This window comes from Reella acinonychis (assembly GCF_052384575.1).
Lineage (GTDB): Bacteria > Pseudomonadota > Gammaproteobacteria > Enterobacterales > Pasteurellaceae > JBQSUQ01.
Genome location: NZ_JBQSUQ010000015.1, coordinates 52,908 through 70,826, shown reverse-complemented (window position 1 = coordinate 70,826; position 17,919 = coordinate 52,908). Strand labels below are relative to the sequence as shown.

Sequence of the window (17,919 nt, the reverse complement as noted above, 5' to 3'; positions counted from 1 at the left end):
TTATGTCAACACTTCAAGGGGAAACGAGATGAGCAAACCAATTTATAAACGTATTTTATTAAAATTGAGCGGTGAAGCTTTACAAGGCGATGAAGGTTTTGGTATTGATCCAACGATTTTGGATCGAATGGCATTAGAAATTAAAGATGTTTTAGCAATGGGTGTTGAAGTTGGGGTCGTTCTTGGTGGTGGTAATTTATTCCGCGGTGCAAAATTAGCCAAAGCGGGAATGAATCGTGTTGTTGGTGACCATATGGGGATGTTAGCGACAGTAATGAATGGTTTAGCTATGCGTGATGCATTACACCGAGCGGATGTGAATGCCAAACTTATGTCTGCGTTTCAACTTAATGGGATTTGCGATACGTATAACTGGTCAGAAGCGATCAAAATGTTGCGTGAAGGTCGCGTAGTGATTTTCTCTGCAGGGACGGGGAGTCCTTTCTTTACTACTGATTCTGCAGCTTGTTTACGTGGTATTGAAATTGAAGCAGATGTTGTTTTAAAAGCAACGAAAGTGGATGGCGTGTACGATTGCGATCCGGCTAAAAACCCGGATGCAAAATTATATAACAAATTAACCTTTGCAGAAGTGATTGAAAAAGAATTACAAGTGATGGATTTAGCCGCATTTACGCTTGCGCGTGACCATGGTATTCCAATTCGTGTATTTAATATGGGTAAACCTGGCGCATTACGCAATGTGATTTTAGGTGAAGCGGAAGGCACAACAATTGTTGGTTAATCATCAGAGGTAAGGTTGACACCTTACCTTTCTTTTTATCTTTTTCTTTTAGTTTGGATTGATAACTAAATCTTTTATTTAAAAAAATGTAAAAATCCAGTACAATTCCATTGTTTTTATCTCAACATAGATTAAAGGATACACGAATGATTAATGAAATTAGAAAAGATGCACAAGATCGTATGGAAAAAAGTCTTGAGGCGTTAAAAGGTCATATTTCTAAGATCCGCACAGGTCGTGCACAACCTTCATTATTAGATGCTATTCAAGTGGATTATTATGGTGCTGCAACTCCATTACGCCAATTAGCGAACGTAGTCGCTGAAGATGCACGCACATTAGCGGTAACTGTTTTTGATCGTAGCCTAATTGGTGCGGTAGAAAAAGCCATTTTAACTTCTGATTTAGGTTTAAACCCGTCTTCAGCAGGGACAACCATTCGTGTTCCATTACCACCATTAACAGAAGAACGTCGTCGTGATCTAATTAAATTAGTGAAAGCCGAAGGCGAGCAAGGTAAAGTGGCGGTCCGTAACGTACGTCGTGATGCTAATGACAAAATTAAACAATTATTAAAAGACAAAGAAATTAGCGAAAACGAGCAACACAAAGCGGAAGCTGAAATTCAAAAAATCACAGATGATTTTGTGAAGAAAGTGGATGCAGTATTGGCGGAAAAAGAAAAAGAATTATTGGATTTCTAATTGAAGTGTACTCGCTGTAGTATAGTGATTTAATAAAAACATTGGAGAATAGCTTCATTTCAAATACTGAACAATTACCTAAAAATCCTAAATTAGCTATTCTTATGAGCATCATTATTGGCTGCGCAATGCTCTATGGGGCTTTCTATATTTATCAAGATATTCTTGAATGGGAAGCAATGGGTGGTACAAAACGTATGCATTGGATGATTTATATGGCTTACGAATTATTAGGTGCTATAGGTGTTTCAGCATTAGTTGCGATAGTCGGATTATTCTTTTTCTATCATGCGTACCGTTTATATGGAAAGCTGAAAGGCTAATCTTTATTTAGGGCGTCAAACGCCCTATTTTTATATGTATTTAAAATGAAAAAACAAAAACTTGTCATTCTTGGTTCTACGGGTTCTATTGGAACCAGCACCTTATCTGTTATTGAACACAATCCAAAACAATATGAAGCCTTTGCCCTTGTAGGTGGGCGCAATGTGGATTTAATGTTCGAACAATGTGTCAAATTTCAGCCTCAATTTGTGGCATTAGCAGATGAAACTGCTGCTCAGAAATTACGTGAAAAATTAACCGCACTTCATAGCAAAACACAGGTTCTAAGTGGTCAACAAGCAATTTGTGAATTAGCTGCTCATCCTGATGTAGATCAAGTGATGGCTGCAATTGTGGGCGCAGCGGGTTTATTACCAACCCTTGCGGCGATTAAAGCTGGCAAGCGTATTTTGTTGGCTAACAAAGAAGCATTGGTGACTTGTGGTCAGCTATTTCTTGATGAAGTGCGTAAAAATAAAGCGCAACTTTTGCCCGTCGATAGTGAACATAATGCGATTTTTCAATCCTTACCGCCACAGGCACAACAACAAATCGGTTTCTGTCCACTTGCTGAATTGGGTATTAGTAAAATTGTATTAACAGGATCGGGCGGGCCTTTCCGTTACACTGATTTAAGCGAATTCGAACATATTACGCCTGCGCAAGCTGTTGCTCATCCTAATTGGTCAATGGGGAAAAAGATCTCTGTGGATTCAGCGACCATGATGAACAAAGGTTTAGAATATATTGAAGCGCGTTGGTTATTTAATGCCAGTGAAGATGAAATGGAAGTGATCATTCATCCTCAATCAATTATTCATTCCATGGTGCGTTATATTGATGGTTCAGTGATTGCCCAAATGGGCAATCCAGATATGCGTACGCCAATTGCAGAAACCATGGCTTATCCACAACGTATTTTTGCGGGTGTTGCTCCATTAGATTTCTATCAACTTAATGGTTTGACGTTCTTACAACCCGATTATCAGCGTTATCCTTGCTTAAAATTGGCTATTGATGCTTTCGCTGCAGGGCAATATGCGACAACCGCTTTAAATGCAGCCAATGAAATTGCAGTAGAAGCCTTTTTAAATGAGCAAATTAAATTTACGGATATTGCGAAGGTGAATTTGGCTGTGGTCGAAAAAATGCCATCACAACAGATTATTTGTGTTGAAGATGTGTTGGAAGTGGATCGTAAAGCAAGAGAATTGGCATTGCAGTTAATTTCATCAAAATAACACCGCACTTTTAGCCTAGAATAAAAGCTCATAGCGCAAGTTAGTGAGTTATGCTATATTCAGGCACAAATTTAGATGAAGCAATAATATTGATTTTTAATGAAAGAATTAGATCCAAATAATATTCCTCAACATATTGCAATTATTATGGATGGCAATGGCCGTTGGGCAAAACAGAAAGGCAAAATGCGTGTGTTTGGACATACCAATGGCGTAAAGGCTGTACGTCGTTCCGTCGCCTATGCGAGAGAAATTGGGGTGAAATCCTTAACGCTTTATGCCTTTAGTAGCGAAAATTGGAATCGTCCAGCAGAAGAAGTATCAGCTTTAATGAGTTTATTTATGCAAGCGCTTGATCGAGAAGTGAAAAAATTGCATAAAAATAATATCAAACTCAATATCTTAGGGGATGTTTCTAAATTCAGCCCAAGTTTACAAGCAAAGATTGCTGCCGCAGAAAAAACAACCGAAAATAACACCGCACTTACTCTCAATATTGCTGCCAATTATGGTGGCTGTTGGGATATTGTGCAGGCAACGCAACAGATTGCAACTCAGGTGAAACAAGGGGATTTGTTAATTGAACAGATTAATGAAGAACTTTTCCAACAAAATTTGGTCACAAAACAGCAGCCGCCAGTAGATTTATTGATTCGTACCAGTGGCGAGCAACGCATTAGTAATTTCTTATTATGGCAAATCGCTTATGCGGAATTATTTTTTTCCGAAGTGTTATGGCCTGATTTTGATGAACAAGAATTTAATCGTGCCATTTGGGCATATCAACAACGTGAGCGCCGCTTTGGCGGTTCAGAATAGAGGTAAAAAAACGTGCTTAAAGAACGAGTTATTTCAGCTATTTTTATGATTGCCATTGTTTGTGTTGCGTTACTTTTCTTTTCTCCTTTCTATTTTACTTTAGCGCTTGGCGTTGTTGTAACCCTTGGCATATGGGAATGGACACAGTTTCCTAAATTAAAATTCGTTTGGCGTTTTGTGGTTACTGCATTAGCAGCCGCTTTTTTATTTTTATGGATTTTTACTTACGCCGATTATTTAAATGCGGGGCGTGTGTTTGAAGATTATGCAGAGCCGTTATTGTTAGTGTCTGTTATTTGGTGGTTGGCGGCAACAGGACTCGTGATGAGTTATCCAAATTCTGCAAAATTATGGAGTAAATCTTTAATTCTTCAGTTGATTTTTGCGTTTAATACGTTAGTCCCTTTCTTAGTTGCTGTTGCTAGCTTACGTTTAGAAAACTATGTTGTCGATTCAATTCATGGCGTTCAGTTATTGCTTTATGTCTTTATTCTAGTTTGGGCGGCAGATAGTGGTGCTTATTTTGCTGGACGTAAATTCGGTAAACATAAATTAGCACCCAAAGTGTCACCTGGAAAAACATGGCAAGGTGTGATTGGCGGCGTGATTTCTGCTGGTGTGCTGGCGATGCTCTTTATTCATTTTGCCGGCGAAAGTTTGTTTATGCATGGCAATCTGCTTTCTTTAACCCTATTATCTGTTGCAACCATCGTTATTTCAGTATTGGGCGATTTAACCGAAAGTATGTTCAAGCGTGAAAGTGGTATTAAAGACAGTAGCAATTTGATTCCAGGACATGGTGGCATTTTAGATCGTATTGATAGCTTAACCGCTGCAACCCCGTTTTTTGCCTATTTTTACTTTTTCTGGCTATAGGAATTTTGAATGTCGTTTTTGTGGTCATTAGCTTCTTTTATTGTTGTTATTGGTATCTTGGTTTCCGTACATGAATTTGGGCATTTCTGGGCGGCGAGAAAGTGCGGTATAAAAGTTCATCGTTTTTCTATTGGCTTTGGCAAAGTTTTGTGGTCAAAAAAGGATAAAAAAGGAACGGAATTTGCGGTTTCAGTTATTCCGCTTGGCGGCTATGTGAAAATGCTGGATGAACGTAATGAAGAAGTGCCTGCACATTTACGATCAGAAAGTTTTAATCATAAAACTGTATTACAACGCGCTTTTGTCATTGTCGCAGGGCCTTTAGCTAATTTTATTTTTGCTATTTTCGCATATTGGGTTATTTTTTCTGTTGGTATTCCAAGTGTTAAACCGGTAATTGCAGACGTGAAAACGGATAGCATTGCTGCATTAGCGGGTATTCAACCTGATAGTCAAATTTTAGCTATTGATGGTACGGATACTGCAGATTGGGAAAGCATCAATATGCTATTGGCAACCAAATTAGGTAATCAGCAAGTCGCCATAACTGTTACGCCTTTTGGCGAAGACCGTCCACAACAAAAAACATTGGATATTTCTGGTTGGTCTTTTGAACCGGATAAACAAACGGCATTCCGTTCTTTAGGAATTTCGCCTGTAAGCAATCAAATTGAGATGAAAATTTCAAAGGTTGCAGAAAATTCGCCTGCTGAAAAAGCGGGTTTGCAAGTTGGTGATGAAATTTATCAATTAAATCAGCAATCTTTTGTTTGGCAAGATTTTGTCAGCGAAGTACAAAGAGGACAAGCTTTGCACCTAACAGTATTACGCAATGGAGAAATGTTTACTTTACAGGTGATGCCAGAGCAAAAAGAGGGGCGTTATTTTGTGGGGATTTCACCAACCGTTAAGCCACTAGCTGAGCAGTATCGCACAGAATTAAAATATGATATGCTTGATGCTCTGTGGAAAGGCGTAGAGAAAACTGGTCAATTGGCTTGGTTAACAATCAAAGTTATTGGAAAATTGTTTACCGGCGATCTTTCCCTGAATAATTTAAGTGGTCCAATTTCCATTGCACAGGGGGCTGGCGTATCTTCCCAAATTGGATTTATTTATTATTTGAGCTTTATGGCATTAATTAGTGTCAATTTGGGCATTATGAATTTATTTCCGTTGCCAGTATTAGATGGTGGTCATCTTGTTTTCTTGGCGGCGGAAGGCATTCGAGGCAAACCTATTTCTGAACGAATCCAACATATTTGTTATCGAGTAGGTGCAGTGTTGTTATTAACCCTAACTGCTTTCGCTTTATTTAATGATTTTTTACGTTTATAAAACGTTGTAAAATTTAACCGCACTTTAATTTAATAAGGTCATCAGAAAATGAAAAAACTTTTAATTGCTAGTTTATTATTTGGCTCTGCTAGCGTTTATGCTGCACCATTTGTGGTGAAGGATGTTCGCGTTGACGGCGTTCAAGCTGGGGCAGAAGGAAATGTATTAGCGGGTTTACCTATAAATGTGGGTAAAACCATTACTGATAATCAGATCGCGCATATTGTAAAAACACTCTATGCAAGAGGCTATGATGACGTAAGAGCTGGTCGTGAAGGAAACACATTAGTGATTTCTGTATTTCAACAACCAGTCATCACAGAAGTAACATTAGATGGTAACAGCACCATTCCAGATGAAGCTTTAAAAGCAAATTTAGAAAGTAATGGCTTTAAAAGCGGTGAAGTTCTTAATCGTGAAAAATTAGAAGCTTTCCGTCAAAGTTTATTAGACCATTATCAAAATACAGGTCGTTATAATGCGAAAGTGGAAGCTATCGTAAATAATTTGCCGAATAACCGCGCGGAAGTGAAGTTACAGATTAAAGAAGATGATGTTGCTTTATTAAAAGGCATTACTTTTGAAGGTAATAATCATATTGATAGTGACACTTTACAAGAGCAAATGGAATTACAACCAGATGCATGGTGGAAATTATTTGGTAATAAATTTGCACCAGACCAATTTGGTAAAGATATCAATGCGATTCAAGATTATTATGCAGAAAATGGTTATGCCAAGGCACGAGTAACAGGCACTGATGTTCAGTTAAATGAAGCAAAAACAGAAGCGCAAGTGAAAGTGATGGTTGATGAAGGCGATGTGTATACCGTTAATCATGCTCGAATTATCGGGGATGTGGGTGGTATGCAAGACGAATTAGCGCCTTTATTGAAAGGTATTCGTTTAAATGATGAATTCCGCCGTAGCGAAATTTCAGCAGTTGAAAATGATATTAAAGCGAAATTAGCTGAACAAGGCTATGCGACTGCACAGGTAAATATTCACCCAGAATTTGATGAAACCAATAAAACCATTGCAATTACTTACATTGTTGAAGCTGGACGTCGTTATTCTGTTCGCCAAATTCGTTTTGAAGGAAACACAGTAAGTGCAGATAGCACATTACGTCAAGAAATGCGTCAACAAGAAGGTACTTGGTTATCTTCCCAATTAGTTGAATTGGGTAAAATTCGCTTAGAGCGTACAGGTTTCTTTGAAACAGTTGAACAACGCAATGAAGTGGTTCCAGGAACAGATGACCTTTTAGATGTTGTTTATAATGTGAAAGAGCGTAATACAGGGAGTATTAACTTCGGTATTGGTTATGGTACAGAAAGTGGTTTTAGCTACCAATCAAGTATTAAGCAAGATAACTTCTTAGGAACAGGCGCTGCAGTTAGCCTTGGTGGTCGAAAAGATAAGTATTCCACAAGTATTAATTTAGGTTATACCGAACCTTACTTCACAAAAGATGGTGTAAGCCTAGGTGGAAATGTCTTCTATGAAAAATATGACAACTCAGATGATAAGAATGCAGCAAGTTTCTCTCGTACTACTTATGGTGCCGATGTAACCTTAGGTTTCCCTGTGAACGAGAACAACTCTTATTATTTAGGTTTAGGCTATGCTTACAATAAATTGAAAAATGTGGCACCTGAATATTCACGCCAAAAATATTTGGATTCAATGAAATATGAAGGTCGTTCATTCAAGTCAAATGACTTCTTCTTTAAAGCTGGCTGGAACTACAATAGTTTAAACCGCGGTTATTTCCCAACTAAAGGTGTGAAAGCAGGTATTGGTGGTTCTGTTACTATTCCGGGATCTGATAATAAATTCTATGCATTAACAGCGGATTTTGCAGGTTTCTATCCATTAGATCGTGATCATGCTTGGGTTATTTCGGCGAAAGCTGGAGCGGCTTATGCGAATGGGTTTGGTGGAAAACGTGTTCCGTTCTACCGTAACTATAGCGCTGGTGGTATCGGTTCATTACGCGGCTTTGCTTCAGGTGCGATTGGACCAAATGCGATATATGCAACAAACAAACCAGGACAGTATCAGCCAAGTACCGATATTATCGGTGGTAATGCAATGGTTAATGCAAGTTTAGAATTAATCGTACCTACACCATTTGTTGCAGAAAAAAATCAACACAGCGTAAGAACATCTGTATTCTTTGATGCTGCGAGTGTATGGGATACAAAATGGAAAAAAGAAGGTAAGAAAGACTTCCCGTCATTACCTGATTATGGTGATCCAACTCGAGTACGTACCTCTGCTGGCGTAGCATTCCAATGGCAATCGCCAATTGGACCATTGGTATTCTCTTATGCAAAACCAATCAAAAAATATAAAAATGATGATGTTGAGCGTTTCCAATTTAGCATTGGTGGTACATTCTAATATTATTTAATGAACTAATTCTGAGTTTGCAAGTCTAAGCCTAGGCTTGCACTCAGAAATATCTGAGTTCTTTGAAAAATGATTAATTACAAGGAAATTAAACAAATGAAAAAAATCGTAAAAGTAACCGCACTTTCTTTAGCTTTAGGTTTTGCTTCTGCTGCAATGGCTGCTGAAAATATTGCATTTATCAATGCGGGTTTCTTATTCCAACATCATCCAGAACGTGAAGCAATTGCACAAAAATTAGATAAAGAATTTAAAGGCAAAGCAGATCAATTAGCGGCAGCTAAGAAAAAAATTGAAGGTAAAATTGCTGCATTGAAAAAAGAAGCGCCAAATTTACGTAGTGCTGATATTAAGAAACGTGAAGATGAAATTAATAAATTAATGAAAGATCACGATGCGCAAGCACAAAAATTCCAACAAAATGCACAAGCATTGGAAAATGAAGAACGTGCTAAATTATTAGAATCAATCCAAACTGCAACAAATAATTTAGCAAAAGAAAAAGGTTATACTTACGTGCTTGATGCAAATTCTGTAGTTTTCGCTGTTGATGGTAAAGATATTACTGAAGATGTCTTAAAAGCAATGGGTGGTAAATTACCAGAAGCGCCAAAAGCGGAAGAAAAACCAGCAGAACCAGCGAAAAAATAATTCCTGAATAGGTAAATAAATAATGCGTTCTTATACATTAAAAGAATTAGCAGAACATATCGGCGGTGCCATTCGTGGCAACGCCGATGTTATTGTTACGGCTATTGCGCCTTTAGATAAAGCAACTAGTCAACAACTCACCTTCATTTCAAACGTTAAATATCGTCCTTATCTTGCTTTATCCCAAGCAGGAATTTTAGTTGTCTCTGAGGCAGATGTTGAGTTTTGTGCCGCTGATGCTAACTTATTGATCGTTAAAAATCCTTATGTGGCTTATGCTTTATTAGCGCAATATATGGATGGCACGCCTAAAGCAGCTTATGATATTGCTTCAAGTGCGGTGATTTCTAGCACAGTTTCTTTAGGGCAAAATGTTTCTATTGGTGCAAATGCGGTTGTTGAAGATGGCGCTGTCATTGGTGATAACGCGATTATTGGCTCGGGTTGTTTTATTGGTAAAAATGCCACTATTGGTGCCAATACACAACTTTGGGCAAATGTGTCGATTTATCATGATGTTCAGATTGGCGAGCATTGTTTAATTCAATCTGGTGCAGTGATTGGCAGTGATGGTTTCGGTTACGCTAATGAGCGTGGTCGTTGGATTAAAATTCCTCAAACGGGTTCTGTGATTATTGGTAATCATGTTGAAATTGGTGCTTGCACTTGTATTGACCGTGGTGCTTTAGATAATACAGTGATTGAAGATAATGTGATTATCGATAACCTATGCCAAATTGCACATAATGTACACATTGGTACAGGCACAGCGGTTGCAGGTGGCGTGATTATGGCAGGAAGTCTAAAAGTAGGACGTTATTGCCAAATTGGTGGCGCAAGTGTGATCAATGGTCATATGGAAATTTGTGATCAAGCAGTGATTACTGGGATGGGTATGGTCATGCGTCCAATTACTGAGCCGGGTATTTATTCTTCAGGTATTCCATTGCAAACTAATAAACAATGGCGCAAAACAGCGGCATTAACAATGGATATTGATAATATGAATAAACGTCTCAAAGCATTAGAAAAGAAATTAGCTGAGTAATAAAAAGGCCTACGAAAGTAGGCTTTATTTATTTTGGCATTTATCTTGTCTAACCTCAATAGACTGTAAATTTTGATCCAAATAACGTATAATTAGCTAAAATTAATTTAGTATAAGTTAAAAGATAAGGTACTTATTGTGACAACGGAAAGAACTCCTCGTATCATTGAAGCAAGTGAAATCATGACATTATTGCCACACCGCTATCCTTTTTTATTAGTGGATCGCGTAGTGGATTATCAAGAAGGCGAATGGTTAAAAGCCGTAAAAAATATTAGCGTGAACGAGCCTTGTTTTACTGGTCATTTCCCTGAAAATCCAGTGTTTCCAGGCGTGTTAATTTTAGAAGCGATGGCACAAGCAACAGGCGTGTTAGCTTGTAAAACCTATCGTCCGTTAGAGAATGAACTCTATTATTTCGCGGCGATTGACAGCGCTCGTTTCCGTCGCCCTGTTTTACCTGGCGATCGTATGGAATTAGAAGTTCGCTTTGTTGCGGAACGTCGTGGTGTAACTAAATTTACAGGCGTTGCTACAGTAGATGGCAAAGTCGTCTGTGAAGCAGAATTGATGTGCGCACGCAGAGCCGCATCATAAGGAGAAATTATGACTCAGCACGATAATAAAAATATTCATCCAACGGCGAAAATTCACCCAACTTCTATTGTGGAACAAGGCGCAAAAATTGGCGAAAATGTGGTGATTGGTCCGTTTTGTGTGATTGGCGCTCAAGTTGAGATTGGTAAAGGAACTGTGCTTCATTCTCATGTTGTGGTAAATGGTGTCACGACTATCGGGGAAGATAACCAAATTTTCCAAGGGGCAAGTATTGGTGAAGTCAATCAAGATTTAAAATATCAGGGTGAGCCAACAAAAACTATTATTGGTGATCGCAACCGTATTCGTGAGAATGTAACCATCCATCGTGGAACAGTACAAGGTGGTGGTGTTACTCGTGTTGGTAGCGATAACTTATTCATGGTAAATGCTCATATTGCCCATGACTGTCGCATTAAAAACCGCTGTATTTTAGCCAATAATGCAACCCTAGCAGGACATGTTGAGCTGGATGATTTTGTGATCGTGGGTGGAATGTCAGCTATTCATCAATTTGTTATTGTTGGTGCTCATGTTATGCTGGGTGGCGGTTCTATGGTCAGCCAAGATGTACCACCTTATGTGATGGCGCAAGGCAATCATGCACGTCCATTTGGTGTCAACATTGAAGGATTAAAACGTCGTGGGTTTGATAAACCAACACTGCATGCCATTCGCAATGTTTATAAATTAATTTATCGTAGTGATAAAACTTTAGAAGAAGTGATGCCAGAAATTGAACATTATGCCAAAACAGAAACCGCAATTAGTTTCTTTTTAGAATTCTTTAAACGCTCCACGCGTGGCATTATTCGTTAATTAAAAACTCACTAAAAATAGACCGCACTTTTTAAGTGCGGTTATTTTTCATTAAGGATTGTGAAATGGAACAAAATAATCCAACTATTGCAATTGTAGCAGGGGAAGTTTCCGGTGATATTTTAGGCGCTGGTCTTATCCGCAGTTTGAAAATTCGTTATCCAAATGCTCGTTTTGTTGGCATTGCAGGGGATAGAATGATTGCTGAAGGCTGCGAAACCTTAGTGGATATGGAAGAAATTGCGGTAATGGGGTTAGCCGAAATTGTGAAGCATTTACCTCGTTTATTGCGAATTCGTAAAAATACGGTTCAGCAGTTATTGGCGCTAAAACCAGATATTTTTATTGGTATTGATTCGCCAGAATTTAATTTGTATGTAGAAGAAAAGCTTAAAGCACAGGGTATCAAAACCATTCATTATGTCAGCCCTTCTGTTTGGGCTTGGCGGCAAAATCGTATTCATCAAATTGCCAATGCAGTGGATTTGGTTTTAGCATTTTTACCTTTTGAGAAAGCCTTTTATGATCGTTTTAATGTGCCTTGCCGTTTTATTGGGCATACCATGGCGGATCAAATTGCCTTAAAACCAAATCGTTCAGAAGCCTGTCAATTACTTAATATTGATCCGAACCAACGCTATGTAGCGATTCTAGTTGGTAGCCGAGGTTCAGAAGTGGAATTCTTAGCGGAACCTTTTTTACAAACAGCACAAAAACTTAAACAACAATTCCCTGATGTGCAATTTTTGTTGCCTTTAATTAACCGCAAACGCCGAGAGCAATTTGAGCAAATCAAAGCGCAGGTTGCCCCTGAATTAGAAATGATCTTATTAGATGGTCAAGCTAGACAAGCGATGATTGCAGCAGAAGCCACTTTATTAGCTTCCGGAACTGCCGCATTAGAATGTATGCTCTGCAAATCACCAATGGTAGTGGGTTATCGAATGAAAAGCACCACTTATTTCCTTGCCAAACGCTTGGTGAAAACGGATTATATTGCTTTGCCTAATTTATTAGCCAATGAAATGCTGGTGCCAGAAATGATTCAGCAAGATTGCACAGCGGAGAAACTGGCTGAGAAATTGAGTTTGTATTTAGAACAAACGGAAAGTGCGGTGCAAAATCGTTATGTTTTAATTCAACGCTTTATGGATTTACACAAGCAAATTCAATGCGATGCAGATAAACAAGCGGCTGAAGCAGTGATTGAGTTACTTGAAACGAGATAATAGAACAATGGCATTTATTTATCCAGATGTAGATTTGATTGCTGGCGTTGATGAAGTGGGGCGTGGACCTTTAGTGGGCGCGGTCGTAACTGCAGCAGTCATTTTAGATCCAAACAATCCTATCCAAGGGTTAGCGGATAGTAAAAAATTATCTGAAAAGAAACGTTTGTTATTAGCGGAAGAAATTAAGCAAAAAGCGCTCGCTTGGGCATTAGGACGCGCAGAGCCGGAAGAAATAAATCAATTAAATATTTTGTACGCAACCATGTTAGCGATGCAACGAGCTGTAAAAAATCTGAAAATTCAACCGCACTTTGTGCTGGTGGATGGCAATCGCATTCCTGATTTAGCTATGCCTGCCCAGGCTGTTGTGAAAGGGGATAGTTTAGTAGCTGAAATTAGTGCCGCATCGATTTTAGCGAAGGTTGCTCGCGATCAAGAAATGGCGGAATTAGATCTGTTACATCCTGAATATGCATTTGCACAGCATAAAGGTTATCCAACTAAACTGCATTTAGAAAAATTAGCACAATTTGGACCTTTGCCCCAACATCGCCGCAGTTTTGCTCCGGTTAAAAAACTATTAACTAATAGATAAATGGACTTGAATGAGGAGAATTCACCAATGGATAAACTGACGATGCTTGAATTTCAATCCCCGCTGTTATGGACGGTGGGATTGCTTGTTATCGCCGTTTTTTTGTTTATTCAAAACAAATTACGCATGGATGTCATTGCGTTATTAGTGATGTTAGCTTTTTGTTTAACAGGGATTCTCAGTGTACAAGAAGTATTTGCGGGATTTAGTGATCCCAATATCATTTTGATCGCACTACTTTTTATTGTAGGAGAAGCACTTGTCCGGACTGGCGTGGCTTATCAAGTGAGCGAATGGCTAATGAAAGCGGCAAAAAATAGTGAAACGCGAGTGCTTATTTTGCTGATGTTAGCGGTCGCTGGCTTAGGTTCATTTATGAGTTCTACGGGCGTTGTGGCTATTTTCATTCCTGTGGTGTTAGTAATTTGTCAGCAAATGAATATTTCACCTAAGCGTTTAATGATGCCACTCAGTGTTGCAGGTTTAATTAGTGGTATGATGACATTAATTGCGACAGCGCCAAACCTAGTAGTGAATGCGGAATTAGTGCGTACATCAGCAGGTCGTTTTAGTTTCTTCTCTTTTACGCCTATTGGTTTAATTGTTTTGGTCATTGGCATTTTGTATATGTTGATTGCACGCCGTTGGCTTGCAAATGCTGATGAGCAATATACACAATTGGCGGATCGCCATTCCATTAAAGATCTAATTGAAAGCTATCAATTAAATCATCGAATTAAACGTTTTGTTGTCTTAGCTGATTCGGATTTTATTGGTAGTAGCGTGGCGGATTTGAATTTGCGTTCTACTTATGGCTTTAATATTTTAGCAATTGAACGTTGGAAGCGCTTTCGCCCTATGTTTATGGCAGTGTATTTGGGAAAATTAGAGATTAGAGCCAAAGATATCCTTATGATTGATATTGGTGATCCGGATCTTGATCTCACAGACTTTTGTTTACAACATCATTTAGAACCTACGGAAATTCGTGAAAAGAGTTTTAATGAACAAACGAAATCCATTGGTATGGCAGAAATAACGCCGATCCCTGATGCAAGCGCGGTAGGAAAAAGTGCGGTGGAATTACACTTTAGATCCAATTATGGTTTGAATATCATTGGTATTAAACGCAACGGTGAATTACTCAAAGGACCTATTGCTGAAGAAGCGTTAAAAGTGGGCGACTTGTTGTTGGTTGTGGGCGATTGGAAACTCTTGCACCAATTACGCGAACGAACAAAATCCTTTTTCTTATTAAATTATCCTAGCGAAGTGGAAAAGGCAGTGCCCGCTCGAAGCCAAGCCATACATGCCATATTATCCATTGCAGTGATGGTTGCTCTAATGGTTAGTGGAGTCGTTCCCAATGTGATTGCCGCATTAATCGCTTGTTTAATGCTTGGTAAATTCCGTTGTATTGATGCTAAAAGTGCTTATAGTAGCATTCATTGGTCAAGTCTCATTTTGATTATCGGTATGATGCCATTTTCTATTGCATTACAAAAAACGGGTGGTGTTTCTTTAGTAGTTGATTTTATGATTCATACCGTCGGTACCATGGGTAAACATTGGATGCTCATTAGTTTATTCTTATTGTGTGCAGTGGTAGGGCTTTTTATTTCCAATACGGCAACCGCAATTTTAATGGCACCTATTGCAATTACTATGGCACAACAGTTACATTTATCCCCAATGCCATTTGCAATGACGGTTGCGATTGCTTCATCCGCCGCATTTATGACACCAATTTCTTCGCCAGTGAATACGATGGTATTAGGTCCAGGTGGCTATAAATTTGCTGATTTTGTCAAAATAGGCGTTCCTTTTACCTTATTGGTAATGTTAGCGACTATTTTCTGTATTCCCGTATTATTCCCATTCTAAAGCGCGGTGAAAAAATGCCGAGTTTTAGTGGGAAAACACTAAATAAAATAAGGAAAAATATGACCGCACTTTTAGATGATTTTTTAAAAATTGGTTTAGTTTCTGTTTCCGATCGTGCTTCAGCAGGCGTGTATCAGGATCAAGGTATTCCTGAATTACAAGCTTGGTTAGAAAAAGCACTAATTGCGCCTTTTTCAATAGAAACACGTTTAATTCCTGATGAACAGAAACATATTGAGCAAACCTTAATTGAATTGGTGGATCAACATAAATGCCACCTGATTTTGACTACGGGCGGAACGGGGCCAGCTAAACGAGATGTGACACCTGATGCAACGCTTGCGATTGCAGAACGAGAGCTTCCTGGTTTTGGCGAACAAATGCGTCGCGTGAGTTTGCATTTTGTACCAACCGCGATTTTATCTCGTCAAGTTGCAGTAACTCGTCATGAAAGTTTGATTTTAAATTTACCCGGTCAACCTAAATCCATTAAACAAACATTGGAAGGGGTAAAAGATGAAAAAGGAAATGCAATCGTAGATGGTGTATTTGCCGCAGTACCTTATTGTTTGCAGTTACTCAGTGGTATTTATATTGATACACATCCAGAAGTTGTAAAAAGTTTTAGACCTGCCGCAGCAAAAAGAGAATAACCCCTATGTTTTTATCTTTTATCATTATCGCTTTATGTGCGGGTGCAGCGTTGGCAATTCAGTCGGCAATTAATAGCCAGTTAGCTGGTGCCATGGGGGGACAACCTGTTGTTGCGGCTTTTATTTCTTTCTTTACTGGGGCGGTCGTATTATTTAGCATTTGTTTATGGAAAGCGGATCTCGGGATTGCATGGCAACATTTGCCCAAGCAACCTTGGTGGCGTTTTATTGGCGGTGCACTAGGTGCATTGGTGGTTTATACCACGATTTTCCTCGCGCCTAAAATTGGTATTACCAATATGCTGTTTTTTATTATTGTTGGGCAGCTTATTACTGCTGCAATTATTGATCATTTTGGTTTGCTTGGTATGGCAGAGCGGCCTACCCATATTTGGCAATTAATTGGTTTTGTGATTATCGCTTGTGGATTAACAATTTTCTTTTTTGGCAAAAAATTATTTGGTTAGAAGGATAAAAAATGAAAAAAATAGAAGCCATTATTAAACCTTTTAAATTAGATGATGTGCGTGAAGCGTTGTCTGATATTGGTATTGCTGGTATGACAGTGACTGAAGTGAGAGGCTTTGGACGACAAAAAGGGCATACGGAATTATATCGTGGTGCCGAGTATGCAGTCGATTTCCTTCCTAAAGTAAAAATTGAATTAATTGTGCCAGCGGACTTGGTTGAACAATGTATTGAAGCCATTATGGATACCGCACAAACAGGCAAAATTGGTGATGGCAAGATTTTTGTTTACGATGTGGAGCGAGTTATTCGTATTCGTACAGGTGAAGAGAACGAAGACGCCATTTAAAGTGCGGTGTATTTTATGACAAAAAGAATTTCTTTAACCCAAGCTCTTGTGGTATTAGCCGCTTTGGTCGTGATTTTTGCAGGGATAAAATTAGCATCAGAGATTGTGGTGCCTTTTCTACTTTCTCTATTTATCGCTATTATTTGTTCGCCGCTGATTCGATTTATGACTAACCGAAAAGTACCACATTGGTTGGCTATTACAGGATTATTTCTGCTGATTTTATTGGTCTTTTTCTTTTTAATTGGATTGATTAATAGCTCAGTGCGTGAGTTTTCACATTCTATGCCGCAATATCGAGAGCTATTGACTCAACGTATCAATGATATTCAGCTAGTGGCAGCAAAATGGAATATTCCTTTAACAATCAAACGAGAAGCTGTGTTAGAACATTTCGACCCGAATTCAATTATGAATTTTGTCAGCAGCTTATTACTCAACTTTTCTAACGTAGTTTCCAATGCTTTTGTGTTAATTTTAGTTGTTGTCTTTATGTTGTTAGAAGCACCTTACGCAAAACGTAAATTTGCTATCGCCTTTAGTCATAATTTGCAAGAACAAGGACAAGAAGAGCGCCATCTTGATTTAGTACTACAAAGTATTATTAGTTATTTAGGTATTAAAACCACAGTGAGCTTAATGACGGGGATCGCAGTTTGGCTTCTATTAGAAATTGCTGGTGTGCAATATTCTGTTTTGTGGGCAACGTTGAGTTTTCTTTTTAACTATATCCCTAACATTGGATCTGTCATTGCCGCAGTACCTATTGTTATACAAACTCTCTTATTAAACGGTTTCCCAACAGGGTTTGGCGTGGCTATTGGCGTGATTATGATAAATGTCATCATTGGTAATGTGATTGAGCCTAAAATGATGGGACAGCGTTTAGGATTATCCACTTTAGTGATTTTCCTTTCACTTTTATTTTGGGGATGGTTATTAGGAACTGTGGGTATGCTACTATCTGTTCCATTAACAATGGCGTTAAAAATTGCACTAGAATCCAGCCCAAGTACAGCACGCTATGCCGTATTATTGAGTGATCGATTACCTAATAAATACCAATAAATAATTTTTAATTCTATTTCGTTATAAAATAGAAGAAATGGCTATTTTTACTACAAATATAAATAGGTTTAAAATAACGCTATTGAAAAG

At 38.5% G+C, this 17,919-nt stretch carries 19 protein-coding genes; all 19 read left to right on the top strand.

Annotated features, from left to right (window positions below):
- Positions 1–28: 28 nt before the first annotated feature.
- The 19 genes from pyrH (at position 29) to ACT2CV_RS07100 (ending at position 17,829) form a co-directional block, all read left to right on the top strand.
- A complete protein-coding gene (gene pyrH / locus ACT2CV_RS07190) occupies positions 29–745 on the top strand; it encodes a UMP kinase (RefSeq protein ID WP_464972852.1) in 717 nt (238 codons plus the stop codon).
- A gap of 146 nt (positions 746–891) precedes the next feature.
- Positions 892–1,449, top strand: coding sequence for a ribosome recycling factor (gene frr, locus ACT2CV_RS07185; RefSeq protein WP_464972851.1), 558 nt, complete (start codon positions 892–894; stop codon positions 1,447–1,449).
- Positions 1,450–1,553: 104 nt separating this feature from the next.
- Entirely contained in the window at positions 1,554–1,772 is a 219-nt protein-coding gene (locus ACT2CV_RS07180) for a hypothetical protein (protein ID WP_464972850.1), read from the top strand.
- Positions 1,773–1,817: 45 nt separating this feature from the next.
- A complete protein-coding gene (gene ispC, locus ACT2CV_RS07175; protein ID WP_464972849.1) occupies positions 1,818–3,014 on the top strand; it encodes a 1-deoxy-D-xylulose-5-phosphate reductoisomerase in 1,197 nt (398 codons plus the stop codon).
- Positions 3,015–3,113: 99 nt separating this feature from the next.
- The gene (gene uppS / locus ACT2CV_RS07170; protein ID WP_464972848.1) at positions 3,114–3,833 is read left to right on the top strand and encodes a polyprenyl diphosphate synthase; all 720 of its coding nucleotides are present in this window, start codon (positions 3,114–3,116) and stop codon (positions 3,831–3,833) included.
- Between the two features lie 12 nt (positions 3,834–3,845).
- Positions 3,846–4,709 (top strand): phosphatidate cytidylyltransferase, encoded by an 864-nt coding sequence (locus tag ACT2CV_RS07165; protein WP_464972847.1) that lies wholly within the window; start codon positions 3,846–3,848, stop codon positions 4,707–4,709.
- Positions 4,710–4,718: 9 nt separating this feature from the next.
- Positions 4,719–6,047 carry a sigma E protease regulator RseP gene (gene rseP, locus ACT2CV_RS07160; protein ID WP_464972846.1) on the top strand — a complete coding sequence of 443 codons (1,329 nt, stop codon included), beginning with the start codon at positions 4,719–4,721 and terminating at the stop codon, positions 6,045–6,047.
- A gap of 48 nt (positions 6,048–6,095) precedes the next feature.
- Positions 6,096–8,456, top strand: coding sequence for an outer membrane protein assembly factor BamA (gene bamA, locus ACT2CV_RS07155; protein ID WP_464972845.1), 2,361 nt, complete (start codon positions 6,096–6,098; stop codon positions 8,454–8,456).
- Between the two features lie 105 nt (positions 8,457–8,561).
- Positions 8,562–9,116: an OmpH/Skp family outer membrane protein gene (locus tag ACT2CV_RS07150; protein ID WP_464972844.1), complete on the top strand. Its 555-nt coding sequence runs from the start codon at positions 8,562–8,564 to the stop codon at positions 9,114–9,116.
- Between the two features lie 22 nt (positions 9,117–9,138).
- Positions 9,139–10,164, top strand: coding sequence for a UDP-3-O-(3-hydroxymyristoyl)glucosamine N-acyltransferase (gene lpxD / locus ACT2CV_RS07145; RefSeq protein WP_464972843.1), 1,026 nt, complete (start codon positions 9,139–9,141; stop codon positions 10,162–10,164).
- A gap of 135 nt (positions 10,165–10,299) precedes the next feature.
- Positions 10,300–10,761, top strand: a complete 462-nt coding sequence (fabZ, locus tag ACT2CV_RS07140; RefSeq protein WP_464974025.1) for a 3-hydroxyacyl-ACP dehydratase FabZ — start codon at positions 10,300–10,302, stop codon at positions 10,759–10,761.
- Positions 10,762–10,770: 9 nt separating this feature from the next.
- Positions 10,771–11,580 (top strand): acyl-ACP--UDP-N-acetylglucosamine O-acyltransferase, encoded by an 810-nt coding sequence (lpxA, locus tag ACT2CV_RS07135; protein WP_464972842.1) that lies wholly within the window; start codon positions 10,771–10,773, stop codon positions 11,578–11,580.
- Positions 11,581–11,645: 65 nt separating this feature from the next.
- On the top strand, positions 11,646–12,809 hold the full coding sequence (gene lpxB / locus ACT2CV_RS07130; protein WP_464972841.1) for a lipid-A-disaccharide synthase: 1,164 nt from the start codon (positions 11,646–11,648) through the stop codon (positions 12,807–12,809).
- 7 nt (positions 12,810–12,816) lie between these two features.
- Complete coding sequence (gene rnhB, locus ACT2CV_RS07125) at positions 12,817–13,407, top strand: ribonuclease HII (protein ID WP_464972840.1); 591 nt, start codon at positions 12,817–12,819, stop codon at positions 13,405–13,407.
- 27 nt (positions 13,408–13,434) lie between these two features.
- The gene (locus ACT2CV_RS07120) at positions 13,435–15,291 is read left to right on the top strand and encodes an SLC13 family permease (RefSeq protein WP_464972839.1); all 1,857 of its coding nucleotides are present in this window, start codon (positions 13,435–13,437) and stop codon (positions 15,289–15,291) included.
- A gap of 59 nt (positions 15,292–15,350) precedes the next feature.
- Positions 15,351–15,944 carry a molybdopterin adenylyltransferase gene (gene mog, locus ACT2CV_RS07115; protein WP_464972838.1) on the top strand — a complete coding sequence of 198 codons (594 nt, stop codon included), beginning with the start codon at positions 15,351–15,353 and terminating at the stop codon, positions 15,942–15,944.
- Positions 15,945–15,949: 5 nt separating this feature from the next.
- A complete protein-coding gene (locus ACT2CV_RS07110; protein WP_464972837.1) occupies positions 15,950–16,411 on the top strand; it encodes a DMT family transporter in 462 nt (153 codons plus the stop codon).
- Positions 16,412–16,422: 11 nt separating this feature from the next.
- Positions 16,423–16,761: a nitrogen regulatory protein P-II gene (gene glnB / locus ACT2CV_RS07105; RefSeq protein WP_464972836.1), complete on the top strand. Its 339-nt coding sequence runs from the start codon at positions 16,423–16,425 to the stop codon at positions 16,759–16,761.
- Positions 16,762–16,776: 15 nt separating this feature from the next.
- Positions 16,777–17,829: an AI-2E family transporter gene (locus ACT2CV_RS07100; RefSeq protein ID WP_464972835.1), complete on the top strand. Its 1,053-nt coding sequence runs from the start codon at positions 16,777–16,779 to the stop codon at positions 17,827–17,829.
- Positions 17,830–17,919: the final 90 nt, after the last annotated feature.